This is a genomic window from Aliiroseovarius pelagivivens (genome assembly GCF_900302485.1).
GTDB lineage: Bacteria > Pseudomonadota > Alphaproteobacteria > Rhodobacterales > Rhodobacteraceae > Aliiroseovarius > Aliiroseovarius pelagivivens.
This window is the reverse complement of the sequence record NZ_OMOI01000002.1, coordinates 107,650-133,360: the sequence shown is the minus strand read 5'-3', so window position 1 is coordinate 133,360 and position 25,711 is coordinate 107,650. Positions and strand designations below refer to the sequence as shown.

The 25,711-nt window shown below is 61.0% G+C and carries 24 protein-coding genes and 1 riboswitch; of the genes, 17 read left to right on the top strand and 7 right to left on the bottom strand.

Features of this window, described 5'->3' with window-relative positions; all coding sequences use genetic code 11:
* Window positions 1–142: 142 nt before the first annotated feature.
* From ALP8811_RS12855 to ALP8811_RS12840, 4 genes are read left to right on the top strand one after another with little or no spacing between them, the layout of a single operon-like run.
* Window positions 143–514 (top strand): DUF1636 family protein, encoded by a 372-nt coding sequence (locus ALP8811_RS12855; RefSeq protein WP_108857665.1) that lies wholly within the window; start codon window positions 143–145, stop codon window positions 512–514.
* Window positions 511–1,452, top strand: coding sequence for a threonine-phosphate decarboxylase (locus tag ALP8811_RS12850; protein WP_108857664.1), 942 nt, complete (start codon window positions 511–513; stop codon window positions 1,450–1,452). Before ALP8811_RS12855 ends, ALP8811_RS12850 begins: the two co-directional genes overlap by 4 nt.
* Window positions 1,449–2,366 (top strand): adenosylcobinamide-phosphate synthase CbiB, encoded by a 918-nt coding sequence (gene cbiB, locus ALP8811_RS12845; protein WP_108857663.1) that lies wholly within the window; start codon window positions 1,449–1,451, stop codon window positions 2,364–2,366. The genes ALP8811_RS12850 and cbiB overlap by 4 nt, the downstream gene beginning before the upstream one ends.
* Window positions 2,367–2,414: 48 nt before the next feature.
* Window positions 2,415–3,596 (top strand): lytic murein transglycosylase, encoded by a 1,182-nt coding sequence (locus ALP8811_RS12840; RefSeq protein ID WP_108857662.1) that lies wholly within the window; start codon window positions 2,415–2,417, stop codon window positions 3,594–3,596.
* A gap of 39 nt (window positions 3,597–3,635) precedes the next feature.
* Here the strand turns inward: ALP8811_RS12840 and ALP8811_RS12835 are convergent, their stop codons facing one another.
* Together ALP8811_RS12835 and smc are read right to left on the bottom strand one after the other, a co-directional pair.
* The gene (locus ALP8811_RS12835; RefSeq protein ID WP_108857661.1) at window positions 3,636–4,103 is read right to left on the bottom strand and encodes a YbjN domain-containing protein; all 468 of its coding nucleotides are present in this window, start codon (window positions 4,101–4,103) and stop codon (window positions 3,636–3,638) included.
* A 70-nt stretch (window positions 4,104–4,173) separates the two neighbouring features.
* On the bottom strand, window positions 4,174–7,629 hold the full coding sequence (smc, locus tag ALP8811_RS12830; protein ID WP_108857660.1) for a chromosome segregation protein SMC: 3,456 nt from the start codon (window positions 7,627–7,629) through the stop codon (window positions 4,174–4,176).
* 202 nt (window positions 7,630–7,831) lie between these two features.
* A riboswitch (cobalamin riboswitch) is annotated at window positions 7,832–8,031 on the top strand.
* 32 nt (window positions 8,032–8,063) lie between these two features.
* On the opposite strand from smc, the gene cobW reads away from it, so the two are divergent.
* The gene (gene cobW, locus ALP8811_RS12825; RefSeq protein ID WP_108857659.1) at window positions 8,064–9,185 is read left to right on the top strand and encodes a cobalamin biosynthesis protein CobW; all 1,122 of its coding nucleotides are present in this window, start codon (window positions 8,064–8,066) and stop codon (window positions 9,183–9,185) included.
* Window positions 9,182–9,634 (top strand): GNAT family N-acetyltransferase, encoded by a 453-nt coding sequence (locus tag ALP8811_RS12820; RefSeq protein ID WP_108857658.1) that lies wholly within the window; start codon window positions 9,182–9,184, stop codon window positions 9,632–9,634. Before cobW ends, ALP8811_RS12820 begins: the two co-directional genes overlap by 4 nt.
* A gap of 7 nt (window positions 9,635–9,641) precedes the next feature.
* Here ALP8811_RS12820 and ALP8811_RS16390 read toward each other — a convergent pair whose 3' ends face one another.
* Window positions 9,642–9,800, bottom strand: a complete 159-nt coding sequence (locus ALP8811_RS16390; protein ID WP_181363769.1) for a hypothetical protein — start codon at window positions 9,798–9,800, stop codon at window positions 9,642–9,644.
* Window positions 9,801–9,863: 63 nt separating this feature from the next.
* Here ALP8811_RS16390 and cobN point away from each other — a divergent pair, with 63 nt between their 5' ends.
* Both cobN and ALP8811_RS12810 read left to right on the top strand, forming a co-directional pair.
* A complete protein-coding gene (cobN, locus tag ALP8811_RS12815; RefSeq protein ID WP_108857657.1) occupies window positions 9,864–13,565 on the top strand; it encodes a cobaltochelatase subunit CobN in 3,702 nt (1,233 codons plus the stop codon).
* Window positions 13,566–13,594: 29 nt separating this feature from the next.
* Window positions 13,595–14,044 carry a GNAT family N-acetyltransferase gene (locus tag ALP8811_RS12810; RefSeq protein WP_108857656.1) on the top strand — a complete coding sequence of 150 codons (450 nt, stop codon included), beginning with the start codon at window positions 13,595–13,597 and terminating at the stop codon, window positions 14,042–14,044.
* Here the strand turns inward: ALP8811_RS12810 and ALP8811_RS12805 are convergent.
* Window positions 14,041–14,280 carry a hypothetical protein gene (locus tag ALP8811_RS12805; protein WP_146184026.1) on the bottom strand — a complete coding sequence of 80 codons (240 nt, stop codon included), beginning with the start codon at window positions 14,278–14,280 and terminating at the stop codon, window positions 14,041–14,043. The two genes, ALP8811_RS12810 and ALP8811_RS12805, sit on opposite strands and share 4 nt — an antisense overlap.
* Before the next feature lie 236 nt (window positions 14,281–14,516).
* Here ALP8811_RS12805 and ALP8811_RS12800 point away from each other — a divergent pair, with 236 nt between their 5' ends.
* From ALP8811_RS12800 to ALP8811_RS12790, 3 genes are all read left to right on the top strand, one after another.
* Entirely contained in the window at window positions 14,517–15,722 is a 1,206-nt protein-coding gene (locus tag ALP8811_RS12800; RefSeq protein WP_108857654.1) for a TsoY family (seleno)protein, read from the top strand.
* Window positions 15,723–15,835: 113 nt separating this feature from the next.
* Window positions 15,836–16,444 (top strand): cob(I)yrinic acid a,c-diamide adenosyltransferase, encoded by a 609-nt coding sequence (gene cobO, locus ALP8811_RS12795; protein ID WP_108857653.1) that lies wholly within the window; start codon window positions 15,836–15,838, stop codon window positions 16,442–16,444.
* A 23-nt stretch (window positions 16,445–16,467) separates the two neighbouring features.
* The gene (locus tag ALP8811_RS12790) at window positions 16,468–16,779 is read left to right on the top strand and encodes a YciI family protein (protein WP_108857652.1); all 312 of its coding nucleotides are present in this window, start codon (window positions 16,468–16,470) and stop codon (window positions 16,777–16,779) included.
* Window positions 16,780–16,802: 23 nt separating this feature from the next.
* On the opposite strand, the gene ALP8811_RS12785 is transcribed toward ALP8811_RS12790, so the two are convergent.
* A complete protein-coding gene (locus tag ALP8811_RS12785; RefSeq protein ID WP_108857651.1) occupies window positions 16,803–18,458 on the bottom strand; it encodes a thiamine pyrophosphate-binding protein in 1,656 nt (551 codons plus the stop codon).
* 74 nt (window positions 18,459–18,532) lie between these two features.
* On the opposite strand from ALP8811_RS12785, the gene ALP8811_RS12780 reads away from it, so the two are divergent.
* On the top strand, window positions 18,533–19,072 hold the full coding sequence (locus ALP8811_RS12780) for an NADPH-dependent FMN reductase (RefSeq protein ID WP_108857650.1): 540 nt from the start codon (window positions 18,533–18,535) through the stop codon (window positions 19,070–19,072).
* Here the strand turns inward: ALP8811_RS12780 and ALP8811_RS12775 are convergent.
* Window positions 19,069–20,109 (bottom strand): NAD(P)/FAD-dependent oxidoreductase, encoded by a 1,041-nt coding sequence (locus tag ALP8811_RS12775; RefSeq protein ID WP_108857649.1) that lies wholly within the window; start codon window positions 20,107–20,109, stop codon window positions 19,069–19,071. The genes ALP8811_RS12780 and ALP8811_RS12775 overlap by 4 nt on opposite strands.
* A gap of 55 nt (window positions 20,110–20,164) precedes the next feature.
* Here ALP8811_RS12775 and mnmC2 point away from each other — a divergent pair, with 55 nt between their 5' ends.
* Window positions 20,165–20,854, top strand: coding sequence for a tRNA (5-methylaminomethyl-2-thiouridine)(34)-methyltransferase MnmC2 (gene mnmC2, locus ALP8811_RS12770; RefSeq protein ID WP_108857648.1), 690 nt, complete (start codon window positions 20,165–20,167; stop codon window positions 20,852–20,854).
* Window positions 20,855–20,863: 9 nt separating this feature from the next.
* Entirely contained in the window at window positions 20,864–21,727 is an 864-nt protein-coding gene (locus tag ALP8811_RS12765) for a DMT family transporter (RefSeq protein WP_108857647.1), read from the top strand.
* Here the strand turns inward: ALP8811_RS12765 and ALP8811_RS12760 are convergent.
* Window positions 21,717–23,678 carry a lytic transglycosylase domain-containing protein gene (locus ALP8811_RS12760; RefSeq protein WP_108857646.1) on the bottom strand — a complete coding sequence of 654 codons (1,962 nt, stop codon included), beginning with the start codon at window positions 23,676–23,678 and terminating at the stop codon, window positions 21,717–21,719. The genes ALP8811_RS12765 and ALP8811_RS12760 overlap by 11 nt on opposite strands.
* Before the next feature lie 146 nt (window positions 23,679–23,824).
* Between ALP8811_RS12760 and dapA the strand changes: the two genes are divergently transcribed.
* The 3 genes from dapA to smpB are packed head-to-tail and all read left to right on the top strand — an operon-like array spanning window position 23,825 to window position 25,709.
* The gene (dapA, locus tag ALP8811_RS12755; protein ID WP_108857645.1) at window positions 23,825–24,700 is read left to right on the top strand and encodes a 4-hydroxy-tetrahydrodipicolinate synthase; all 876 of its coding nucleotides are present in this window, start codon (window positions 23,825–23,827) and stop codon (window positions 24,698–24,700) included.
* Window positions 24,700–25,185: a tRNA (N6-threonylcarbamoyladenosine(37)-N6)-methyltransferase TrmO gene (tsaA, locus tag ALP8811_RS12750; RefSeq protein WP_108857644.1), complete on the top strand. Its 486-nt coding sequence runs from the start codon at window positions 24,700–24,702 to the stop codon at window positions 25,183–25,185. The genes dapA and tsaA overlap by 1 nt, the downstream gene beginning before the upstream one ends.
* A 41-nt stretch (window positions 25,186–25,226) precedes the next feature.
* Window positions 25,227–25,709, top strand: coding sequence for an SsrA-binding protein SmpB (gene smpB, locus ALP8811_RS12745; RefSeq protein WP_108857643.1), 483 nt, complete (start codon window positions 25,227–25,229; stop codon window positions 25,707–25,709).
* The last annotated feature ends 2 nt before the right edge of the window (window positions 25,710–25,711 follow it).

Sequence of the window (25,711 nt, the reverse complement as noted above, 5' to 3'; positions counted from 1 at the left end):
TGCGGTATGGCACGTTCCGCATCACATGCCAATCTTGCCGTTGCTGCATACGTGTCGCCCAACCCGGCCACTTCGCCGCAATTTGCGTTGTCTTTCGCCGCGTTTTCCGTTTGAACCAATTCCAACAAAGAAGGAGCGCGCGATGACAACCTGGATCACCATCTGTGACACTTGCAAGCACGAGGATTGGGCCGAGCGCGGGATGGAGCAGACCGATGGCGAAGTTCTGGCCGCGCTGATCGAGGCGCAGGCCGATGGCACCGCTGTCCGCACGCGCCGCGTGTCCTGTCTGATGGGCTGTGACAACAGCTGCAACGTGGCCATTCAGGCGAACGGCAAGCTTTGCTACACGCTGGGACGGTTCGAGGTGTCCGAGGATGCCGCACAGGGGATCGTCGACTATGCGGTGGCCCATGCGGATAGCGACACCGGGCAAGTGCCGTACCGCGAATGGCCGCAGGCCGTTAAGGGCCATTTCGTGACCCGCCACGCACCCTTGCCGGAGGACACATGACCCAAGCGGAAGAACGCGATCACGGGGGCGGGCTGGACGCAGCCATCGCGCGGTTCGGCGGCACACGTACCGGCTGGTTGGACCTGTCCACTGGCATCAACCCGCTGCCCTATCCTGTGGGTGCGTTCTCGGCGGATGCATGGACCGCGCTGCCCGACAAGGGCGCGTTTGCACGGCTTGAGGCCGCGGCGCGCTCGTTTTGGAACGTGCCGGATGGTGCTGCGGTTTTGGCCGCGCCCGGTGCGTCTGCTCTGATCGCCCGCATCCCCTCGCTTCTGCCTGCGGGTCAGGTGCAGATCGAAGGTCCAACCTATAACGAACACGCCGCCGGGTTTCAGGCGCAAGGCTGGCAGGTCACAGATCACGCCGCCCCAGCCCGCGTCGTCGTACATCCCAACAACCCCGATGGTCGCGTCTGGCCGGACTTGGACTTGGACCGTGCCCTGACCGTGATCGACGAAAGCTTTTGCGATGTGATCCCGGATCAAAGCCTGATCGAGGCCGCGACCAAACCGGGCGTGTTGATCCTGAAAAGCTTCGGCAAGTTCTGGGGACTGGCTGGGTTGCGACTGGGCTTCGTGATCGGAGATCCCGCGCTGATCGCCAAGCTGCGCGACACGATTGGACCTTGGCAGGTTTCTGGTCCCGCGCTGGAATTGGGTGCTCAGGCGTTAGAGGATTCGGCATGGGCCGACGCGACGCGTACACGGTTGGCGGAAGACACCGCGCGTCTGGATGCGTTGATGAGCGCCAATGGCGCCGAAGCGCTGGGCGGCACCACTCTGTTCCGGCTTTACGATGTGGGTGACGCGCAGGCGTGGCAAGACCGCTTGGCCGAACGCCATATCTGGTCGCGCATCTTCCCCTATTCGACGCGCTGGCTTCGCCTTGGGCTACCGCATCCAGATCGTTGGTCGCAACTGGAGGCCGCCCTATGAGCTACGCTGGTGTGCTTGCCCTCGCCTTGTTGCTGGACGCCTTTGTAGGCGAACCCGATTGGGCGTGGAAACGAGTGCCGCATCCAGCGGTCTTGATGGGTCGCGCAATCGGGCGGCTCGAGCGTGCGTTGAACGAAGGCGATAACCGTTTCTTCAACGGTGCGATGGGAGTTTTCGTACTGGCTGCTTTGGCAGGGATCGTTGGCCTAGTGATCCAGCATCTGCCCTTTGGCGGGCTTCTGGAAATCATCTTGGCTGCGATCCTTCTGGCGCAGAAATCCTTGGCTCAGCACGTGCAGGCCGTGGCCGACGCGCTACGCCAATCGACGGAAGAAGGACGCAACGCGGTTGCCATGATCGTTGGCCGAGACACGCAGGATATGCGTGACGATGCCATCGCACGCGGTGCGATTGAAAGCGCGGCCGAGAACTTCTCGGACGGGGTGGTGGCGCCTGCCTTCTGGTTCCTGATTGCGGGGCTGCCGGGGCTGATGGTCTATAAGCTGGTGAACACGGCCGACAGCATGATCGGCTATCGCAACAAACGATACGAACAGTTCGGCAAATTCGCCGCCCGTTTGGATGACGTGTTGAACTGGGTGCCCGCGCGGCTGACCGCCGTGATTCTGATGCTGGCAAGTCGCAAATGGTCCGCGTGGTCGGTGATCCGTCGCGATGCCCCCTTGCACCGCTCGCCCAATGCGGGCTGGCCCGAAGCGGCCATGGCCTCGACCCTGAATGTGGCCCTCTCCGGACCCCGCGCCTATCACGGCGAGATGCGGGACTTCCCGTGGGTGAACGGCGAAGGCGCGCGCGACATCGGCGCGAAAGAGGTCGATCAGGCCGTGGATGCCCTGTGGTCGGCATGGTTGGTCCTGCTGGGCGTCGTGATCCTACTTGCGGTTGTCTCGTGATGCGAATCCGGTAATCTGCCGGGCGAGCAGAGAACCAAAGGTATTCACATGCAAAAAATTATCTCGGCCGTGGCGATTGCCATGTCCCTGGCCCTTCCCGCACAGGCGCAATCCGTGGCCTGTGGCGGAAGCTTCAAAGGCTTCGTGGGCGCGATGAAAAACGAGGCCATCGCCAAGGGTCATTCCAAAGCCAGCGTGAACAAGTTCTTCGCGTCCGTCCGTCAGGATCAGGCGACGCTGAAGGCAGATCGGTCGCAGGGGATCTTTCAACGGCCCTTCGTTGATTTCTCGCGCCGTCTGATCAGTCAGGACCGGATCAACCGGGGCCGCGCAATGCTGACCAAACATGCCGCGGTCTTTGATAGGATGGAGGCCGAATACGGCGTCAGTCGCGGCGTTCTGACCGCATTCTGGGCGTTCGAGACCGACTATGGCGCCTTCCAAGGGGACTTCAACACGCTGAACTCGCTGGTCACGCTATCGCATGACTGCCGCCGCCCCGAGCTGTTCCAGCCGCAGGTTTTTGCGGCGCTTGAACTGTACGAGGCCGGTGCCTTCAACCCGGCGACCTCGACAGGCGCATGGGCGGGCGAGATTGGCATGGTTCAGATGCTGCCCGGTGACATCATCGAGGCCGGTGTGGACGGCAATGGCGACGGCAAGATCGATCTGCGCAAAACACCAGCCGATGCGCTACTGTCTGGGGCCAACATGTTGCGGGGTCTGGGCTGGCGCGCGGGTGAGCCGTGGCTGCAAGAGGTCACCGTTCCTGCCGATCTGAATTGGGCCGAGACCGGGTTGGACACGACGAAAGCGGTGTCAGACTGGGCGGCGCTTGGCGTTTCGCCGCGGGCTGGAAAGCTGGGTGCGGGGAACCTGCCTGCCTCGATCATCTTGCCGCAGGGACGCAAGGGGCCAGCCTTCATCGCCTATCCCAACTTCCGTGTGTATTTCGAGTGGAACCAAAGCTTCGTCTATGTGACCACCGCAGCCTATTTCGCCACGCGCCTTGAGGGCGGACCGGTTTTCAATGCGGGCAATCCCGATCCGGCCTTCAGCGGTCAGCAGATGAAAGCGCTGCAAAAGAAACTGTCTGCGCGCGGGCATGATGTGGGCAAGATTGATGGTATTCTGGGCGCAAAAACCCGTGCCGCCATTCAGAAAGAGCAGGTTCGTCTTGGCCTGCCTGCGGACGCTTGGCCGACGGCACAGCTTCTGAACGCTCTGTAAGAAAAACGCCCCCAGCCTTCGGGGTGGGGGCGATGCGTATTAGGAAAGCGCGTCTTCGAAGCTTTCCACGACCTCGGTCCAGATATCGAAGACCTCGTCAAAGTCAGCCATGCTGACGCCGTCCTGACCGGTATAGATGTCATACTCCAACATTTTACGACCGTCCTCGGCGCGATAGGCTCGGCCATAGCGCTGCGCGGCGTTCCAGTCGTTCAGGCCCTCCAGCGTGATCTCGCTTTCCGCGGTGTAGGCTGCAAAGAACTGAAGAGAGTTGCAGTTCGTATTGTTGCGGCATCCATAGAAGAAAACGACCATGCTGGTGCCGTAATACTGCACCTCGACAGAGGGGTCGCCAACGCTGTCTTCGACCAGTTTTGCAGGGGCTCCGAGATCTTCAAAATAGGCCAAAACGCTTGCAGGTTCAGACGCTTTCACCTGCTGAGCAGTTGCGGCGTGACCACCCATCATTGACAGCGCCAGTGCACCAGAAAAAAGAAAGGATTTCATAAGCTTCTCCAAATCGAATTTTGAAACAAGCCTAGGGTCATGATCGCGGTGGGGCAAGGGCGTTGCCGGGTCAGGCGACCATTTGCTCGGCCTTTTTCAGGTCAACACTCACCAGCTGGCTGACACCCTGTTCAGCCATAGTTACACCAAACAACCGGTCCATCCGTGCCATCGTCACCGCGTGGTGGGTGATGATCAGGAAGCGCGTGTTCGTGCGGCGGGTCATCTCGTCCAGCAGGTCACAGAAGCGCGTGACGTTGGCGTCATCCAGCGGCGCGTCGACCTCGTCCAGCACACAGATCGGGGCGGGGTTGGCAAGGAAGACGGCAAAGATCAGGGCCAGCGCAGTCAAGGTCTGTTCGCCGCCCGACAGCAGGCTGAGTGTCGACAGCTTCTTGCCCGGCGGTTGGCACATGATTTCCAGCCCCGCATCCAGCGGATCGTCGCTTTCGACCAGCACCAGCTTGGCTTCGCCGCCACCAAACAGATGCTGGAACAGGGTGCCGAAGCTTTCGTTCACCTGCTCGAACGCGGTCAACAGACGCTCGCGTCCTTCCTTGTTCAGACTGGAAATACCCGAGCGCAGCTTCTTGATTGCTTCTTCCAGATCGGTCTTTTCAGACAGCAGATGATCGTGTTCTTCCTGAACTTCCTTGGCGTCTTCTTCGGCGCGCAGGTTGACCGCGCCCAAGGAATCTCGCTGGCGTTTCAAACGGTTCACATCGTGTTCGATCTGCTCGGACGAAGGCATCTTTTCGGGGTCCGCATCCAGCGTTTCCAAAAGAGCGTCCGGCGTGGTCTCCATCTCTTCCTGAATGCGCTCGGCAGCAAGGGTCACTGTCTCGCGGGCGGCGTCTGCACGGGCTTCGGCACGGGCGCGGGCCTCGCGGGCTTCGCCGGCGGCGCGTTCTGCGTCGCGTTCAGCATTAGCCGCTTCGCGCTCGGCGGTTTCGCCTTCGGCCAACTTGTCGCCGGCCGCCTTAAGCCGTGTTTCAGCTTCGCCAATAGCATCGGCCAACTCGTCTCGCTTGGCGGCCAGTTCGTCTGGCGCGGCCTGAGCGTCCTTCAGTTCGGCTTCGTTTTCCGTCTTGCGCTCTTCCAATTCGGCAATCCGTTTGCCAGCGGTTTCCAGACGGTGCTTCCAGCCCGAGATTTCCTTGGTGATTTCCTGAGAGCGGCGGATGCGTGCTTCGCCCTCGCGGCGCAGTTCATCATGGGCCGAGCGTTTGGACATCATGGTCATCCGTGCGGCTTCCACGGCCATTTTGACTTCTTCCACCTGTGTGCGGGCAGCATCCAAATCGCCCAGATCAGCAACACCGCGTTCGGCCTCGGCCAGACGCTGGCGCGCACCCATGGCTTCTTCCTCGTGGCGTTTCAGCGCCAGCCCAAGGTTTTCCAGTTTGCCTTCCGCGATATTGCGATCTGCTTCGGCACGCGACAGGGCGCGGTTGGCCTCGGTCACGGCGCGGTCGGCATCGCGACGCGCATCGCGGGCACGCTTGTCAGCCTCGGTCGTTTCGACCAAACGGGTTTTTAGTACGTCATGGGCTGCGCGGGCCCCATCGGCGCGGGCGGTGGCTTCTTCCAGATCCTGCTTGAGTTCTTGCAGGCGGTTCAGCTGCTCAAGCCGCAACGCGGCGGTCGAGGGTTGGTCTTCGGCGCCCGCCCGGAACCCGTCCCAACGCCACAGATCGCCTTCCATCGAGACCAGACGCTGCCCGGGTTTCAGGTCTGCCTGAAGGCGCGCTGCGTCTTCGGTGCTGACCAAACCAATCTGGCTCATGCGGCGGGCCAAAACTTCGGGCACCGAGACATAGTTGGACAGGGCATTCACGCCATCGGGCAAGGCCTGTGCTTGCGAATACCCCGGTAATAGTGCCCAACCAGACGGTGCTTCGCCATCAATTTCAGGGGCACGCAGATCATCGGCGAGCGCCGCACCCAAAGCTTTCTCGTACCCAGATTTGACACGCAGACTGTCCAGCACTTGCGTACCTTCAGCCGAGTCGCGTTCGACCAGACGGGACAGCGCCTGAACCTCGGCATGAAGGGCGTTCACTTCGCCTTCAGCGGACGATCGGGCGGCGCGGGCGTCGGCTTCGCGCGACTGCGCTTCGGAACGGGCTTCATCAGCTGCGACAAGTGCGGCTTCCGCATCCTCAGACGCTTTGGCGGCAGAGGTTTGCGCCACGCCAGCCGCGTTAAAATCCGTACCCGCCTTATCCACGGCCCCCTTGGCGTCGTCCATTGCGGAGCGTGCTCGCGTGGCCTCGGCTTCACTTTTCTCAAGCGTTTTACGGCTGTCATCCAACAGGCGGTGAGCGGATTGGTGGCGCGCGGCCAGCCGCGCGACGTCTTCCGTCAGTTGGGTCAGGTCAGCTTCACGTTCCTGCAAGATCGCGGCACTGTCGCGCGCATCGGCATTGGATGCTTCAAGCACGTCTCCATGACCTTCAGACGCCTTGGCAATTTGCGCCTGTTCCCATTCCAACCGCTCGATCGTTTCGCCGGCGTCTTTGTTCAGCCCACTTTCCCGATCAATATCGCGGGTCAGTTGGGTGATGCGGCTTGTCAGGGTCTCGATCCGTTCGCGGGCTTGGCTTTCCTGATCTGACAATTGGTCGCGCTGAACTTGCAGACGTTGCAGGATTGCGGCGGCGATGGCCTCTTCCTCGCGCAGGGGTGGCAGGCGGTCTTCGGCGTCCTGTCGGGCTTTGGTCGCTTGACGCGAAGCACCTTCAGCGGCGGCGGCGGCCTTTACACGGTCGGTCAACTGGGTCTGTGCATCGGCGCGGGCGGCGTCAGCTTCTTTCCAGCGGCGATACAGAAGCAGCCCTTCAGCCCGACGCAGGTCGTCACCGATGGTGCGATACCGCGCGGCTTGGCGGGCCTGTCGCGCCAACTGCCCCAGCTGAGAGGCCAGCTGTTCGATCACATCATCGATGCGCGCCAGATTGGTCTCGGTGCCTTTCAGTTTCAGCTCGGCTTCGTGCCGGCGCTGATACAGACCCGAGATCCCGGCGGCCTCTTCCAAAATGCGACGACGCGCTTTGGGTTTGGCGTTGATCAGCTCGGAAATCTGACCCTGCCGTACCAGCGCGGGCGAATGCGCCCCGGTTGAGGCATCGGCGAACAGCATTTGAACGTCACGCGCGCGGACGTCTTTGGTGTTGACCTTATAGGCGGATCCGGCGTCGCGGGTGATCCGGCGCACGATCTCAAGGTTGTCGCTTTCGTTGAACCCGGATGGCGCAAGCCGTTCGCTGTTGTCCAAAAGCAGGGATACTTCGGCAAAGTTGCGGGCAGGGCGGCTTGATGCCCCGGCGAAGATCACGTCCTCCATCCCGCCGCCGCGCATGGCAGTCGGGCGGTTCTCGCCCATGACCCAGCGCAGCGCTTCCAGAAGGTTGGATTTGCCGCAGCCATTCGGACCCACAACACCCGTCAGCCCGTCCGCGATCACCAGATCGGTCGGGTCTACAAAGCTTTTAAAGCCATTCAGACGGAGTTTTGAAAACCGCAAGCGGTCTGCCTCATAATTGATTCTTACTGTTGGATGATTGTTCGAAGGGATTGTGCAGGAGTCAACGGTGAGGAACGATATGTGGTCGAAATGGGTGAGTTATCCACAAGATATTGCTTTTGTGGCTGAAGGGGCGTGGTCGTCTTGCCGCCATTCCCGCTTGCGACGTCGGTTTCGATCTTGACCCTTTACCCGCTTGCACGGCAAAGAAGTTCGGCATGGTTCCCATTGGGACAAAAGGGAATGCACCGGGGACGACCCAATCCGGGGTCTGATGGTGCAGCCGCCCCCGCGACTGTAAGCGGAGAGCGCCCGCCAGCGCCACTGGCCCTAAGGGTCGGGAAGGCGGCGGCGCGCTTCGACCCGCAAAGCCAGGAGACCTGCCATGCGCACATGCAACCCACCCGTCGGGGAGACGGGCGAAGGAGGATAAGATGCAAGCAAAGATTCCTGCCACCGTGGTCACCGGTTTTCTGGGCGCGGGCAAGACGACCCTGATCCGCCACATGCTGGACAACGCCAAGGGCAAGCGCATCGCGCTGATCATCAACGAGTTTGGTGATCTGGGCGTGGATGGCGACATCCTGAAAGGTTGTGGGGACGAAACCTGCACCGAGGATGACATCATGGAGCTGTCGAACGGCTGCATCTGTTGCACCGTGGCCGAGGATTTCATTCCGACGCTTGAAAAGCTTCTGGACCGCGACACGCCCCCTGATCACATCGTGATTGAAACCTCGGGTCTGGCGCTGCCGCAACCCTTGGTGCGTGCTTTCCAATGGCCCGAGATCTCGACCCGCGTGACCGTGGATGGAGTTGTGACCGTGGTGGACGGCAAGGCCGTGTTTGACGGTCAGTTCGCGTCCAACCTGGATGCCGTCGAAGCCCAGCGCAAGCTGGACGAGAACCTAGATCACGAAACGCCTCTGTCAGAGCTGTTCAAGGATCAGGTCACTTGCGCCGACATGATCGTCGTCAACAAGTCCGATCTTCTTGCCGATGGCGAAGCGGATCAGTTGGTCTCGCGGCTGACCGGTGAAAGCCGCGATGGAGTTCAGGTGGTCCGCTCGACCATGGGTGCGCTGCCGGTCGAGGTTCTGCTGGGGCAGGGCATGGGCGCCGAGGATGACATGGATGCACGTCTATCGCTGCACGAGAAGGGGCATCATCACCACGATGATCACCACCATGACCATGACGACGACCATCACCATCATGATCACGATGATGACCACCATCATGACGACCATCACCACCACCACGATCACGACCATGATGCGTTTGAAAGCTTCGTGGTTACGCTGGGGGAAGTCTCAGACCCGAAAGCTTTTGCCGAAAAGGTCGCCGAGGTGATCCGCGCCAACAACATTCTGCGTCTGAAAGGCTTCGCGGCCGTTGAAGGCAAGCCGATGCGTCTGACGCTTCAAGCTGTTGGTCCGCGTGTGGACACGTATTTCGACCAACCCTTTGGCACCCAGGCCCGCGAAACGCGGCTGGTGGTCATCGGTCAGTCGGGTCTTGACCGCACAGCCATCGAACAGGCGCTAACCGCATGACGATTGAAGTTGTTCCCGGCGATCCGCGTGATCCTCAGGCTACGGCGCTGCTAAAGCAAAGCCATGCCCTGATGGAGAGCCTGTTTTCGTCCGAGGACAACTTTTTTCTGGATATCGATGACCTTTGCGTGCCCGATATCTCGTTCTTCGTGGCGCGCGAGGGCGACGTGGTGCTGGGCACCGGGGCGCTCGCCGATAAAGGCGACTATGGCGAGGTGAAGTCCATGTTCGTCTCGCCGGATGCGCGCGGGAAAGGCGTGGGCGAGGCCCTGCTTCAGCAGATCGAAGCCGCCTCTTGTGCGCAAGGCCACGCGGCGATGAAGCTGGAAACCGGCAATGTGCTCTATGCGGCGCACCGTCTGTACGAACGGGCCGGATTTACCAAGTGCGGTCCGTTCGGAGACTATCCCGAGGCCAACAGCTCTCTCTTCATGGAGAAAAAGCTGTGAGCGGGCCTCAGTCTTTTTTGGCCGCTGCGGCTTTCATCCGGGCCAGCAACGCAGCCTTGTCGTCTTTACGGTTCAGCGGATTTTTCGCTGTGCCGCGAGCATTATGTTCGGAATGGCGCGGGGTGCCTTTGGCGGGTTTCGGCGCGCCTGCTGCTTTGTAATCCATTGGGTCCACCTTGATCGGGTCACGTTTGCCCGGTCCATAACATCTTAACGCAAGGGACGCGACATGCATCTTCTGGCAGCCACTCCGGGCAGCATTGATGACGGAAAAGAACCGGTGGATCTGGGGCAGACGCCTTCGGATCTGGTGTTCATTTCGGCGGCAGACACGGAACTTGCCGGCCTTGCACAGGCGCGGGCCGAGATGGCGGACGCCCCCGGCCTGCGTCTTGCCAACATGATGCATCTGGCGCATCCGATGTCGGTTGATCTGCATATCGACAACTGCGCGACGAAGTCGCGGTTGGTCGTGGCGCGCGTGTTGGGCGGCGTCGGTTACTGGAAATATGGGGCCGAGCAATATGCGGCCCATCTGCGCGACGCGGGCGTGCCTTTGGCGCTGTTGCCGGGTGACGACAAGCCGGACGCCGAGCTTCGGGCGCTGTCGACGGTGCCGGACGAAGACTATGATGCGCTTTGGGCGTATCTGGTCGAAGGCGGGCCAGAGAACTCGGTTGGGTTCCTGAGTTATGCCAAGGCGATGCTGGACAGCGGCGAGCGCCCTGAAGCCGCACGCCCCTTGCTGCGCGCGGGCGTCTATTGGCCGGGTGCTGGCGTTGCGGATCTGTCCGCCGCGCAGGAGGCGTGGACCAACGGAGCGTCTGTTGTCCCCATCGTCTTCTATCGCGCGCTGGTGCAGGGCGCGGGGCTGAACCCGATCAATCGGCTGGTGAAGTCGTTGCTGCGCAAAGGGCTGAATCCGTTGCCGGTGTTCGTGGCGTCTTTGAAAGACCCGGTGTCTGTGGCTACGCTGGAGAGCCTATTTTCTGAGGCCAAGCCAGAGGTTATCCTGAATTGCACCTCCTTCGCCGTCGGCTCGCCGCACCAAGGCGACGCCCCCAGCCAGAACCCGTTCGAAGCCCCGTGGTGCAATGCGGCGCCCGTATTCCAAGTGGTGCTTGCCGGGTCCAGCGAAGAGGCATGGGCCGAGGGACTGACCGGACTGTCTGCGCGCGACATCGCCATGAACGTGGCCCTGCCAGAGGTGGACGGCCGCATCCTGTCCCGCGCGATCAGTTTCAAGGGCGAGGCTTTCTTTGACGAAGCCACCGAATGCCCCATTGCGACCTACATGGCGCTTGGGGATCGCGTTCAATTCGTGGCCGAGCTTGCCGCCAACTGGGCGCGTCTGCGTCGGGCCGAGGCCGGATCGCGCAAAGTCGCGCTGATCATGGCGAACTATCCCAACAAAGATGGGCGACTGGCCAACGGCGTAGGGCTGGATACGCCTGCCGCCGTAGTGCATGCGCTGGGGCTGCTGGCGGATCAGGGGTACAGAGTTGCCGACGCACCTGCGGACAGCGACGCCTTGATGCAGGCCGTGATGGCGGGGCCGACCAACTGGCTGACCGACCGGGCCGCACGTACGGGCGGAGTTACCATGCCGATGTCGGACTATCAGATCAACTATGGCCAACTGCCTTGGGAGATGCGTGAGGCGATTGAGAGCCGCTGGGGCAAGCCCGAAGAAGACCCGTTCTTCACGCCGGGTGACGTCGATTGTGGGTCATTTTCGCTGTCGGTTCTGGAGTTCGGAAACGTTGTCGTCGGCGTACAGCCCGCGCGTGGCTATAACATCGATCCGACCGAGACCTATCACTCGCCCGACCTTGTGCCGCCGCACAACTATCTCGCCTTCTATTTCTGGCTGCGTCACGTCTTTGGCGCACACGCGCTGGTGCACATGGGCAAGCACGGAAACCTTGAATGGTTGCCGGGTAAGGCCGTCGCCCTGTCCGAGACCTGCTGGCCCGAGGCCGTGATGGGCCCGATGCCCCACGTCTATCCCTTCATCGTGAACGATCCCGGCGAAGGGACGCAGGCCAAGCGTCGCGCACAGGCGGTGATCATCGACCACCTGACCCCGCCCCTGACGCGGGCCGAGACCTATGGTCCGCTGCGTGATCTGGAAGCTTTGGTGGATGAATACTATGAAGCCGCTGGTGTCGATCCCCGTCGGATCGTGCATCTTCGCCGTGAAATCCTGACGCTGACCCAAGCCACAGGTTTGGATGCCGATGTCGGCATGTCGGGCGAAGATGAAGACAGCGATCTGGCCAAGCTGGATGCCTATCTTTGCGAGTTGAAAGAGGCGCAGATCCGCGATGGATTGCATGTGTTCGGGCAGTCTCCGGTGGGTGATCTGGAGCGCGACCTTGGCATCGCGCTGGTCCGCGTGCCGCGCGGGCAAGGCGAGGGCGGGGATGCGTCTCTGATCCGGGCTTTGGCTGCCGATTGCAGAGTGGATATTGATCCGCTGGATTGCGACATGGCGGCCAAATATGACGGCCCGCGTCACGCTCGCCTTGAAGCCATCGAGGCGGGCAACTGGCGTAGCAATGGCGATACGGTTGAACGGTTGGAGCTGCTGGCGCAGGCGGCAGTCGCGTGGGATGAAGTGCCGGAAGAGTTCGCCGTAACTCGCCCGGTTCTTGACGCCTATCATGCGCAGGTTTTGCCCTCGGTGCGGGCCTGTGGGCCGGACGAGGGGGAGGGGCTTCTCACCGCCCTTGCCGGGCAATTCGTCGCCCCTGCGCCATCCGGCGCCCCCACCCGCGGACGTTTGGATGTTCTACCCACGGGGCGCAATTTCTTCTCGGTCGACAGCCGTGCTGTGCCGACGCCGACCGCGTGGGCGCTGGGCTGGAAATCAGCCAGCCTACTGATCGACAAACACCTACAGACCCATGGCGACTGGCCACGTTCGATGCTGGTGACGGCATGGGGTACCGCCAACATGCGCACCGGCGGCGATGACATTGCACAAGCCTTGGCGCTGATGGGGGTGAAGCCTAAATGGGATAGCGCCAATCGCCGCGTGACCGGGTTCGAAGTGATCCCGTCCTCGGCGCTTGGCCGTCCGCGCGTGGATGTGACCCTGCGTGTGTCAGGCTTCTTCCGCGATGCCTTTCCGCAGCTGATTTCGTTGGTCGATAGCGCCGCCCGCGCTGTGCAGGCGATGGATGAGCCCGATGATGTGAACCCCGCCGCCGCGCGTGTGCGGGCGGGCGAGGGCGCGTCGCGGGTCTATGGTTCGAAACCCGGCGCTTACGGCGCAGGGCTTCAGGCGATGATCGACGAACGGCTTTGGGCCGATAAGGCAGATCTGGCCGAAGCTTATCTGGAATGGGGTGGCTATGCGTATGGGGCGGGCAGCGAAGGCACCCGCGACCGCGAAGGGTTCGAGGCGCGACTGGGACAGGTCGAGGCCATCGTGCAGAACCAAGACAACCGCGAGCACGACCTTCTGGACAGCGACGACTACTATCAGTTCGAAGGTGGCGCAGCAGCGGCTGTGTCGACCCTTCAGGGTCGCGATCGACCGATCTATCACAACGACCACTCGCGCCCTGAACGCCCAGTGATCCGCACGCTGGAAGACGAGATTGGCCGCGTGGTCCGCTCGCGCGTTGTGAACCCAAAATGGATCGATGGGGTGAAACGCCACGGATATAAAGGCGCGTTCGAGATTGCGGCGACGGTCGACTATATGTTCGCCTTCGCAGCCACCACGGGCGCGGTGCGTAGCCATCACTTCGATCTGGTGTACAGCGCCTTCATCGAGGATGACGACACGCGCGAGTTCATCGAGGATCACAACGACCCGGCGCTGAAGGAAATCGCCGAACGTCTGCGCGAAGCGATTGAACGCGGGCTGTGGACGCCACGGTCAAACTCGGCCCGGGCGATGCTGGACCAGATCCGGTGATACCGCGACGGCTCAGGGCGGACGAAGATATGGCGCCGGTTCTGGCGCTGCTTCGCACTGCCTTCGCTGGGATGGAGGGGCGGATTGATCCGCCGAGTTCTTTGCATCAGTTGACCGAGGATGGGATCGCCGCACAGGTCCGGACAGGAGAGGTCTGGGTGATCGACGAACAGGCTTGCGTGTTTCTGACACCGCGCCCCGACGCAAATCCGCCCGAGCTTTATCTTGGTAAACTTGCGGTCCATCCAAACGCGCAGCGGCAGGGGCTGGCGCGGGCATTGATCCAGCTGGCTGAACAACGTGCGCGTGCTTTGCAACTGTCGGTTCTGCGTCTGAAAACGCGGGTCGAACTGGTCGAGAACCAACGTACGTTCGAGCGGCTGGGGTTCACCAAGACTGGCACACACCGCCATCCGGGCTTTGATCACCCAACGTCATTCGAGTTCTCCAAGACGGTGACGCCGAAGCCGGCCGACTAAGCCGCGTCGCAGTCAATCTCGGCCCTCTGAATGGCCTGATCGCCGCTGAGCGACCCTTTGACCACCTTACAGCCTGTGGCCTGTTCAATTGCGATCTTCGCGCGGGCCAGAATCACCGGAACGCGGGGCAGCGCCTCGAATCCGATGCGATAGACCTCGACCCAGTTCTCGCGCTGATGCACCGAAAAGGTAGAGCCCTCGACCTCGACCCGCGTGGTGGCGGTGTCGCGATGCATGAATTGCGGGCTGGGGCTGTCGCAGGAAGCGAGGGCTGAAAGGGCCAGAAAACAAAGGGAATGGGCAAGGCGCATAGTTGATGTCTCCTTCCCCTGCACATTGCGTTGTCTTGGTTAACAATCGGTAAATCCGTGCATTTTCGCCCCGCGACAACATGTGCAGTCTGACGACTTGCTAACAGTTGCATTTGCAATTATAAGATATTCAAGAAATAGAATATGAATGGAGAAATCCGATGCAAACCTCTCGTCCCGCGGATAAATATTCGCCGCTCTACTTCCTCGCCTCGGTCGGGGCCGGTGGCCTGTCGGTCACCTTCTTCATGTACCTGATGTTCTGGGTGAACCACCCGGGCAAGCCCGTACCCGTATTTGAGGACATCATGGCCGCATTCACCACCGGGTCGATGGGGATGCAAACCGCCATCGTCGTCGCGTGGGTCGGCATCGCCGCGATGGTCTTCCTGAACCTGAAATACCTGATCTGGAACCTGAAAAGCTTCTCGGCCTTCCGCAAAACCGAAGCTTACACTGCGCTGAAGAACTCGAACGCGGAAACCACCATCCTTGCCATGCCGCTGGCCTTGGCGATGAGCGTGAACGGCATGTTCGTGGCCGGTCTGGTCTTCGTGCCCGGCCTGTGGTCGATCGTAGAGTACCTGTTCCCCTTCGCCATGGCCGCCTTCCTGGCCATCGGCATTCTGGCGCTGAGCTATATCGGCGATTTCCTTGGTCGCGTTCTGTCCAAGGGTGGCGTCTTCGACGTGACTGCCCATAACAGCTTTGCACAGATGCTGCCTGCCTTCGCTCTGGCAATGACCGCCGTGGGGTTTGCCGCCCCCGCCGCGATGAGCACAAACACCATCGTTGTTGGCGTGTCGCTGGTGGGCTCGACCTTCTTCGGTGTGGGCTCGATCGTCTATGCCGCACTGGCCCTGTTCACGGCCTTCAACTCGATGCTGCATCACGGGACTGCCAAGGAAGCTGCCCCGACCCTGATGATCGTCATCCCGCTGATGACCATTCTTGGCATCATGTTCCTGCGTCAGGATCACGGTATGCACGTGACCTTTGATGTGCACGGCTCGGCTGCGGAAACCATGATCTTCCTTGCCCGTCTGATCGCTGTACAGGTGCTGTTCGGTCTCTTGGGTCTGGTTGTGCTGTCGCGCGTTGGCTATTGGAAAAGCTTTGTCTTCGGAAACGAGACCTCGCCCGGTTCCTATGCGCTGGTCTGCCCGGGCGTTGCCCTGTCGGTTCTGTTGCAGTTCTTCCTGAACTCCGGCTTGGTGAAAGCGGGCGTGATTGACAAGTTCTCGCTGATGTACTGGGTGATTTCCGCCATTGCGATTGCATTCCAAATGGCGATGATTGTTCTGGTTGTTCGCTTGAACAAACAGCATTTTGGCCGCGGACTCAGCTCGGCCGTACCAGCCGAGTAATATACCACTCACGGTGGCCAAAATAGACGGGCGTCCTGATTTTCAGGGCGCCCGCTCTTGCATCTGGAGGAGTGTGCTCTCACACTGGCATGACATTCCAAAGTGAGGCCAGAATGACCGTAGATCCCGATCGCCACGCCACAAAGATGGCAAAGAAGAAAGCCGCCCGTGACAAGATCATGGCGACGAAGACCGACAAGAAGGGTCTGATCATCGTGCATACGGGCAAGGGCAAGGGCAAAAGCTCGGCCGCGTTCGGGATGATCTTCCGCTGCATTGCGGCTGATATGAAATGCGCCGTGGTGCAGTTCATCAAGGGCGGGATGGATTGCGGCGAGCGTGATCTGATCAACGCCAAGTTCAGCGACATCTGCGAATTCTACACGATGGGTGAAGGCTTCACCTGGGAAACGCAGGACCGCACCCGTGACATCGAAATGGCACAGGCCGCGTGGGAGAAGTCGAAAGATCTGATCCGCGATCCGTCCAACAAGATGGTCCTGCTGGACGAGATCAACATCGCCATTCGTTACGACTATGTCGACGTGAACGAGGTCGTGAAGTTTTTGGTCGAAGAAAAACCCGACATGACCCATGTGGTCCTGACCGGGCGCAATGCGTCGGACGATCTGATCGAGATTGCCGATCTGGTGACCGAGATGGAATTGGTAAAACACCCGTTCCGGTCAGGCATCAAGGCGCAAATTGGGGTCGAATACTGATCCCAAATACGGGAGGAAAAACGATGCCGAAGTTTTACATGGCGTATCACGAGCCTACGGACGTGCCCGACGACAAGAAGGCCGAGATGCAGGCCGCGTATAAGGCGTGGATTGCCAAATACGCGGATGTGTTCGAGATGCCCGAGACGCCATTCAAGGCGCAATGGACCGTGGATGGCGATGGTCACCGCGAAGGGTTCAAGCAGCCGATGATGGGGTTTTGCGTGATCAACGCACCGGATGCGGACACGGCCTTGGCGATTGCCAGTGAAAACAGTTTCATCCAGATGGGCACGATCCATCTGGCCGAACTGATGGAGATGCCGAAGGGCTGAGCCTTAGCGACAGGGCGTGGCGGTTACCCCGCCTCGCCCTGTGCGCGCAACTGATCCAAAGTCAGGCCCGGCGTGGCGACTTGCGGGTCTACCTCCAAATCGATCACGGCCAGCTTTCCGGACGCTTTTGCGCGTTGGAAAGCAGCTTCGAAGTCTTCGCCCTTGGTGACGGTTTCGCCGTGGCCTCCATAGGCACGGGCCAGATCTGCGAATTCAGGATTCGCCATATCGGTGCCCGAGACGCGCGCCGGATAAGTGCGTTCTTGGTGCATCCTAATGGTGCCATAACGCCCGTTGTTCACAATGATCGCAATGGGTTTTGCCCCGTGCTGCACAGCGGTCGACATCTCGTTCAAGGTCATCTGAAACTCGCCATCCCCTAACCATGCAATCACGGTGCGATCGGGGTGCTGAAGGCTGGCTGCAACTGCTGCCGGGAAGCCATAGCCCATCGAGCCTGAGGTCGGGGCAAGCTGCGTGCCGTATTCCTTGAAACGGAAATAGCGGTGCAGCCATGTGGCGTAGTTTCCTGCTCCATTCGTCATGATAGTGTTGTCGGGCAGTGTGTCCGACAGCCAATGCATGATGCGTTCCAACTTGACCGGGCCGGGGGTTTCGATCGGGGCTTGGAAAGCGTCATAGGCGGCGCGGCCCTGTTGCGTCCAATCGGCCCAAGGGGTTGCGGACAGCGCGGGCGGTTCACTCAGCGCTGCAATCGCTGCCGGGCCAGTCGCTAGAACAGTCTGATCCGCATGATAGACACGCCCCAATTCCTCGGCGCAGGGATAGACATGCACGATGCGTTTTCCGGTGTGGATCGGATCCAGCATCTCGTAGCTGCCGGTCAGGATGTCGCCCAGACGGCTACCCAGAACGACCAGCGTGTCGGCCTCGTCGAACATGGTCTTCAGCGCCGGGTTGATGCCAAGGCCAAGATCTCCGACATAATTTGGATGGCGGTTGTCGACGTAATCCTGTCGGCGGAACGCGGTGGCGACGGGCAAGGCGTTTTGGGCGGCGAATGCCATGAGGTCCGCGCCTGCGTCAGCGGTCCAACCCGGTCCGCCTGCGATCAAAAGCGGACGCGCCGAGGTCTCGATTGCTGCCAGCATCGCACCCGCGTCCGCGCTGGAAACGCGGCCCTGTGTAGCAGGCACGGCGGGGCGATCCGGCACGTCGGCCACATCACTCAGCATATCCTCGGGCAGCGCCACGACGACGGGCCCCGGGCGCCCAGTGCGGGCCACGTGGAAGGCGCGGGCAAGGTATTCAGGCAGGCGTTCGGTCTGGTCGACCTCGCAGGACCATTTGGCCAGCGGGCCGAAGAAGGCGCGATAATCGACTTCTTGAAACGCGCCACGATCACGATGCGCGCGCGCGATTTGTCCGACGAAAACCACCATCGGTGTCGCGTCCTGCATCGCCACGTGAATGCCGGAAGACGCATTCGTCGCCCCCGGACCGCGCGTCACGAACAGAACACCCGGCGCGCCGGTCAGCTTGCCATGCGCCTCGGCCATCATGGCGGCCCCGCCTTCCTGCCGGCAGACGACGTTTTCAATCCCGCTGTCATATAGCCCGTCCAGTGCGGCCAGAAAGCTTTCGCCGGGTACGGAAAATACGCGGCTGACGCCTTCGGTTTTCAGGTGATCGACAAGGATTTGTCCGCCGTGGCGCATTGCTGTGTCTCGTCTCTTCTTGACCTCATACGTGCCGCGCCCCACATCTTTGTGACCCGACGAAGGAGGTTCTTGTGTCCAAACACCAATTGCTTGGCATGTCCGGTTCCCTGCGTAAAGACGCAACCAACCGGTTCTTGCTGCGAAATGCAGCGAGGCTTTACGGCGATGCAGTCTATACCGAGGCAGATCTGAACCTGCCGCTCTATGACGGCGACCTCGAGGTCGCGGACGGGATCCCCGACAGCGTCGCCCAGCTGGCAACTCAGATTGCGGAGGCGGATGCGGTGATTATCTCGACGCCAGAGTACAACAAGATGCTGACGGGTGTTCTGAAAAACGCGTTGGATTGGGTCAGTCGGGTGAAGCCCCAGCCGTGGGAGGGCAAACCCGTTGCGGTCATGTCCGCGGCTGGCGGGCGTGCGGGTGGAGAGCGAGCGCAGGCGTCTTTGGTCGCCGCGATGACCCCTTTTCAGCCCCGCCTTGTGATTGGACCAGAGATCGCCGTGGCGGGCAGTTCGAAAGAATTCGACGCGGATGGCGTGCTGACGAATGAACGCTACGAGGCCAATCTGACCAAGCTGATGGCTAAGCTGCGCGCGGCTGTCGTTTAAAGACTTGCTTCAACCCGGAAATCTTCGGGGATCTCGTCGCGGCCATCCAACACAAGGTCGGCCATCAGCTCGCCCACGCGCGGGCCCATGCCGAAGCCGATCTTGAAGCCGCCATTGGCGATGTAGGCCCCGGGGCGGCCGGGGTATTCCCCCAGCATCGGCGCGCGGGATTTGGCGCGGGGGCGTACCCCGGCCCAGCGTTCGATCACGGGCGCATCTGCAAGTGCAGGGCAGGCGGTGCGGGCCCGGGCGATAACCTCGTCCAGCGCCTCGTCACAGCTGGATGGATCGTCAAAGTCCCGTTCGCTGGTGGACCCGATGGCCACAGTACCGTCTGCGTGCGGGATGATGTGTACGGCGTCGGCAAACAGCTGCGGCATGTCCCGCGCGTCATAATCCAGAAGCGCGCTTTGGCCTTTGACACCGTTGCCGACGGATTTGTCCAGTTCCTCGGACAGTTTCACCATGCCTTGCCAACCGGTCGCCCAGACCTCGGTCCCTTCCGAGGGCCCCTCGGTCACGATTTTGCCGCCCTTGGCTTGGATTGCTACAACCAGTGCGGCACCTGCCCGGCGGGGGCTCATTCGGGCGGTCAGTGTGTCGTAGATCAGGAAACCCGTCGGGCTGTTCGGTGCCCAATCGGGGAAGTCCGAAGTGGGGCGCACCTGCCAAACAGCCTTGCCTTGCCACAGGGTTTCGGCCTCGGCCGCGCGGGACTTGGCAAGATCCAGCAGGCGGTCGTCCGCGATGGGTTGCAACCGACCCGAGCGCGCGTAGCCGGGGGATTTTCCTGACACCGCTTCGACCTCGGCCCAATAGGTTTCCGCCATGATCAGGCTGTCGAATTGAAAGGCTTTCTTGGCGTTCCAGCGTTCGGGCACATGCGGGGCCAGCGCGCCGACCAGACCTCCGGACGATCCCGCGCCCGGTCCGTACGGGTCGATCACCCGCACCTTTGCGCCGCGCCTGGCGCAGCTCCACGCGACCGATAGGCCAAAGATCCCTGCGCCATAGACCGTCACATCAGCCGTTGCCATCAGAGCTATCCTTCTTCATGTTCGCGCAGGTTTCAAAAGCGTTCTAGGGCAGATCATGACAAAGCGCCAGACAACGACCACCACGGCGACGATCACGTGGAAAGACAGCGGCGTGCCGGTGGCGGATCGGTTCGACGATCCCTATTTCTCACTCGAAGACGGGCTGGCCGAGACGCGGCATGTCTTCATCGACGGCAATGATCTGGCCGCGCGTCTAAGCCCCGGCTTCCAGATTGCCGAGCTGGGCTTTGGCACCGGTCTGAACATGCTGGCCGCGTTCATCGCGTGGCGCGCTTCGGGATCGCCCGAGGGGGCTGGGCTCACTTCGTTCGAGGCTTTCCCGATGAAGGCTGCCGACATCGACCGCGCCCTGCAAACTTTCCCCGAGGCGCATGCGGTGGCCGGGCCTTTCCTGACGGCGTGGGCTGAGGGCGCGCGACGCTTCGATCTGGACGGGTTCACCGTCGAAGTGATCGAGGGCGACGCCCGAGACACGCTGGCAAGTTGGGACGGCAAAGCGGACGCGTGGTTCCTTGACGGCTTCTCGCCCGCCAAGAACCCCGAGCTGTGGGGCGAGGATCTTATGGCGCAGGTTGGCATCCACACCGCGCCAAATGGCACGTTTGCGACATACACTGCCGCAGGTTTTGTCCGTCGTGCCCTAGACGCGGCGGGTTTCGATGTGGAACGTGTATCCGGATACGGGCGCAAACGGCATATGAGCCGTGGAACATTGCGGCCCTAGAAGGACGCAATGGATCGCAACAATCAAATCGGCATTTGGCTGATGGTCGCCACGACTTTCGTTTTTGCGATGCAGGACGGGATCTCGCGCCATTTGGGCGGGGAATACAACGTCTGGATGGTGGTGATGATCCGCTATTGGTTCTTCGCGGTCTTCGTTCTGTGGCTGACCCGCCGGAACGGAGGGCTGGCACAAGCCCTGCGCCCCGCCCGCCTTTGGCTGCAAATCTCTCGTGGGGCGCTTTTGGCGCTAGAGATCTGCGTGACCGTTCTGTCTTTCACACTGCTGGGCCTTGTGGAAAGCCATGCGATTTTCGCCGTGTATCCGCTGATGGTGGCAGCCCTATCCGGCCGGGTTCTGGGCGAGCATGTGGGCTGGCGTCGTTGGGCGGCCATTGGCATCGGTTTCATCGGGATCTTGATCATTCTGCAGCCGGGGACAGGCGTGTTTTCACCCTATGCCATCATTCCGCTGCTGGGGGCGGGAATGTTCGCGGTCTATGGGTTGATGACACGACTTGCAGCGAAGACCGACAGCACGCAGACCAGTTTTTTCTGGACGGGAATCATTGGCGCCGTGGTCATGACTGCGATTGGCGTCTGGTTCTGGCAGCCCATGTCGCAGGGCGATTGGGCGTGGATGGCGCTGCTGTGCTGCACGGGCGTTCTGGGCCACTGGCTGCTGATCAAATGCTATGAATTCGCCGAGGCCAGCACCGTCCAACCCTTTGCCTATCTGCAACTGGTCTTCGTCAGCTTCATCGGCGTCTTGGTCTTCAACGAGACCTTGCACACCAATGTTGTGATCGGCGCGGTGATCGTCGTGTCGGCAGGCATCTTCACCCTAATCCGCAGCCGCCGCTCTACTTCTTAAGCTCTTTCGACAGGCGCAGGGGTTCGGTTTTCCCGGTCAGCCGCGCACGATAGATCGGCAGGCTTTCAGTTACGCGCATCACATAGTTGCGGGTCTCGCGGAATGGGATGTGCTCGATCCAGTCGATGATATCCACCGACGAGGACCGCACATTGCCAAACCGTTCGCTCCAGTTCTGCGACCGTCGGGGACCGGCGTTATAGCCCACCGAAATCAGAACGGGGTTGCCATCGAAATCTTCGATCAGCTTCGCCAGGTATTCCGATCCCAGCCGCGTGTTATAGGCCGGGTCCTCGGTCAGACGGGCCTTGGAATAGGGCATGTCCAGACGCTTCGCCATGTCGGATGCCGTGCCGGGCATCAGCTGCATCAACCCACGCGCGCCAACACCCGAGATAACCGACGGATCAAATTCGCTTTCACGCCGGGCGATGGCAAGTTCCAATGCGCGGGGCACCGAGCGGTTGCCGCGCCCGATGTCGGGCGTCGGGAAATAGGGACGGGCGATCGTATGACCCTGACGTGCGGCCTGTTTGGCGATCATAACCTGCAGGTGCGGCTCATTCACGCTTTCCGCCCATGCGCCCAGCTGGCCCAGCTCTTCGCGGGTCAGGCTTTCGGCAAGATGGACCGAGAATCGCTCGGCCCAGTAAAGCTCTCCTGCGGCTTGTAACAAGCGGGCGGCTTCCATGACGGAACCACCCCAAAAGCTGGCTTGTCGATGATCGGGGAAGGGTTCTGATCCGGTCAGGCGGGGGTCCATCGGAACGCCTGCCTTCTCGGCGGCTAGAAGGCCGTAGAAACTTGTCTGAAACTCGGCCCCGAACTCATAGGACGCCTGCGCGGTGATCTTGTCACCTGCTGCTTCATAGGCACGTCCTTGCCAGTATCCGGCGCGCCCCAGACTGATCGGGGTTTCGACCCCCAGCTGAAAAGCTTGAAAATGTTCGATGGCGGTGGCCGGGTCGTTCAGTTTGCGCAGCGCTACATAGCCCGCCAACCATTCCAGATCGTTGCGATCAGATCCGCCGGGAATGTGATGTGAGGCGGCAAGGCGATAGGCTTGCTTGGGCTTGCCATCGCGCATGGACCAACGGGCCAGTACGCGGCGCCAGCTTCCCCAGCGCTCGGGCGCCCCAAGTGATTGGGCCGAGGTCGAGCGCTCGAGCAGAAGGTCCACAGCATCCTGATTGCGCCCTTTCGAGGCCCGCCACAGGAAGCGTTCATACGCCAGCCCCGGATCATCCGATAGGCTGGCAGGGATGGCTTTGATCAACGCATCCACGCCGTTTTTCTTGCCACGCAGAGCTATGCGGGCCTTGGCCAATGCCTGCTGCCCCGAAGACAGCAGCGGCAACATACGGCCGGCTTCGGTCGTGGACCCGCGCCACAACAGCATATCCGCGCGGTCCCGGTGGTGAGGCTTCAGCGTATCCCCATAACGCGACACGAATGCGTTGTGTTCATCTTCGTCCAAGGACAGCGAGATCCACGCGAGGATAATCTGCGCGTTCGCCTCGTCCCTGTTGCCGGTCGCCTTCAGCGCCTCGGCCAAACGCAATGCACCGCGCCCGGTCTGAGGCGGCTGTGTTTCGAAAAACGCCAGCACTTCGGATGGGGTGTGGTTATGCGGGATGGATTTCTCGGAACGTTTGCGCAGAAGCTTCAGGCCGGGCCAGTCGGGACGGCGGGCCAGAAAGGCGCGGGTATCCGCAAAGCTGCCTTCACCTTGCCGCAACAGGTGCCACTCGACGATGTCGGCAGACAGCGCCCCTCCGTCCGAGGCCTGACGACGGGCAGTGTCCCAATCCTTGGCGCGAGCGGTTTCAATGGCGGTTTTGAAGGCCGACACGGCCCCAGCATCCTGCGCGTAAGCGGCGTTGTTGGGTGCAAAACCCAAGCAAGCGGCCAGTGCAAGGGCCGGGATAAGGCGAGATTCTATCCTGTTCATGGGGAAAACCTAGCTTTGTGGCGCTAACACGCAACACACAAACTTGGCATTTCTGTCGAACCCGGCTAGTTTCCGCCGCGTTTGCGGGGCGATTCAGCAACTGCCCGCAGACGTGATTGGAAACACAGACAAAAATGGAGCGTGTCATGTTTAAAGGATCTCTTCCTGCCCTGGTTACGCCGTTCAAGGACGGTGCAGTGGATTTCGACGCGCTCAAACGCTTGGTCGAATGGCAGATCGAAGAAGGCTCGACTGGTTTGGTGCCGGTGGGCACGACTGGCGAAAGCCCGACCCTGACCCACGATGAACACGAAGCGGTCATCGAAGCCGTGGTTGAAGCCGCTGCAGGCCGCGTGCCGGTCATCGCAGGCGCCGGATCGAACAACACCGCCGAAGCTCTGCGCTTCATGGAATTCGCCAAACGCGTCGGTGCGGCCGCTGGTCTGGTCGTGACGCCGTACTATAACAAGCCGACCCAGCGCGGACTGGTTGCGCATTTCGAAACGATTGCGAATGCCGTCGACCTGCCCATCGTGATCTACAACATTCCCGGTCGTTCGGTCGTGGACATGACACCCGAGACCATGGGCGTTCTGGCCAAGCACAAGAACATCGTGGGCGTGAAAGACGCGACCGGTGATCTGGCGCGTGTCAGCTTTCAGCGCATGACCTGTGGTGCGGACTTTGTTCAGCTGTCGGGCGAAGACGCCACGGCGCACGGGTTCAACGCCCAAGGTGGTGTGGGATGTATTTCGGTCACGGCGAACGTGGCCCCGCGCCTGTGTGCAGATATGCAGGCCGCAACGCTGGCTGGTGATTTCGGTAAAGCGCTTGAGATTGCAGATAAGCTGATGCCGCTGCATCAGGCGATCTTCATGGAGCCGGGTCTTTGCGGGGCTAAATATGGTCTTTCCAAGCTCGGCCGTTGTGGCACCGAAGTGCGCAGCCCGCTGACTGAAATCACGGACGAGACCAAAGCCGCCATCGATGCCGCCATGCGTCACGCTGGGCTGATCAACTGATGAAAGAAGCGCGCGAAGGCGAGGAACGACTCGCCTTCGATCCTGCTGACAACGATGGACCGCGTGTGGCTTTCATCGGACGTATCCATACGCCGTGGAAACCGGGTGATGCACCGGGCAATGTGGCTGGTGCGCGTAAACGTGTGGCTAAAGAAGGTGGCGCGTTTCGCATTGAGTTGGCCGAAGGCTATCAGCCCGGCATCAAGGATCTCACGGTCGGGCAGCATATCATCGTGCTCTACTGGATGGATCAAGCGCGTCGTGATCTGATCGTACAGACGCCACGTCATGCGGATGCGCCGCGCGGGGTGTTCTCGCTCCGCTCGCCCAACCGTCCCAATCCGATTGCGATGAGCACGGTTGAAATCGTGTCCCTGGATGTCGAGGCCGGCGTCATCGGCATTGATGCGTTGGACTGTTTCGATGGAACCCCAGTGGTGGATTTGAAGCCATGGATCGCCACGATTGATGCGCCGGTTGCCTGAGCAGTCTGGACAGTTGGCGGTGCAAGCCCTACATCCGGCACATGGCTAAAGCGAAGACAAAAGAAGACACCAATTACAAAGTGATCGCCGACAATCGGCGCGCACGCTATGACTATGCGATCGAGGAAGACATCGAATGCGGCATCGTGTTGATGGGCTCCGAGGTGAAATCGCTGCGTCAGGGCGGGTCGAACATTGCCGAAAGCTATGTGGCCGTTGAAGATGGTGAGCTTTACCTAACTAACAGCTATATCGCGCCTTATAAGCAGGCCATCACTTGGGGTCATCTGGAGCGCCGCAAGCGTAAGCTGCTGGCGTCCAAGCGCGAGATCTCGAAGATGTGGAATGCGACCAGCCGTAAGGGCATGACCCTTGTGCCGCTGGTCATCTATTTCAACCACAAAGGTCTGGTGAAGGTGAAGGTGGGCATTGCCAAGGGTAAGAAGGCCCATGACAAGCGCGCGACCGAAGCCAAGCGGGATTGGGGCCGCCAGAAGCAGCGTTTGCTGCGTCATGGCGACTAAGC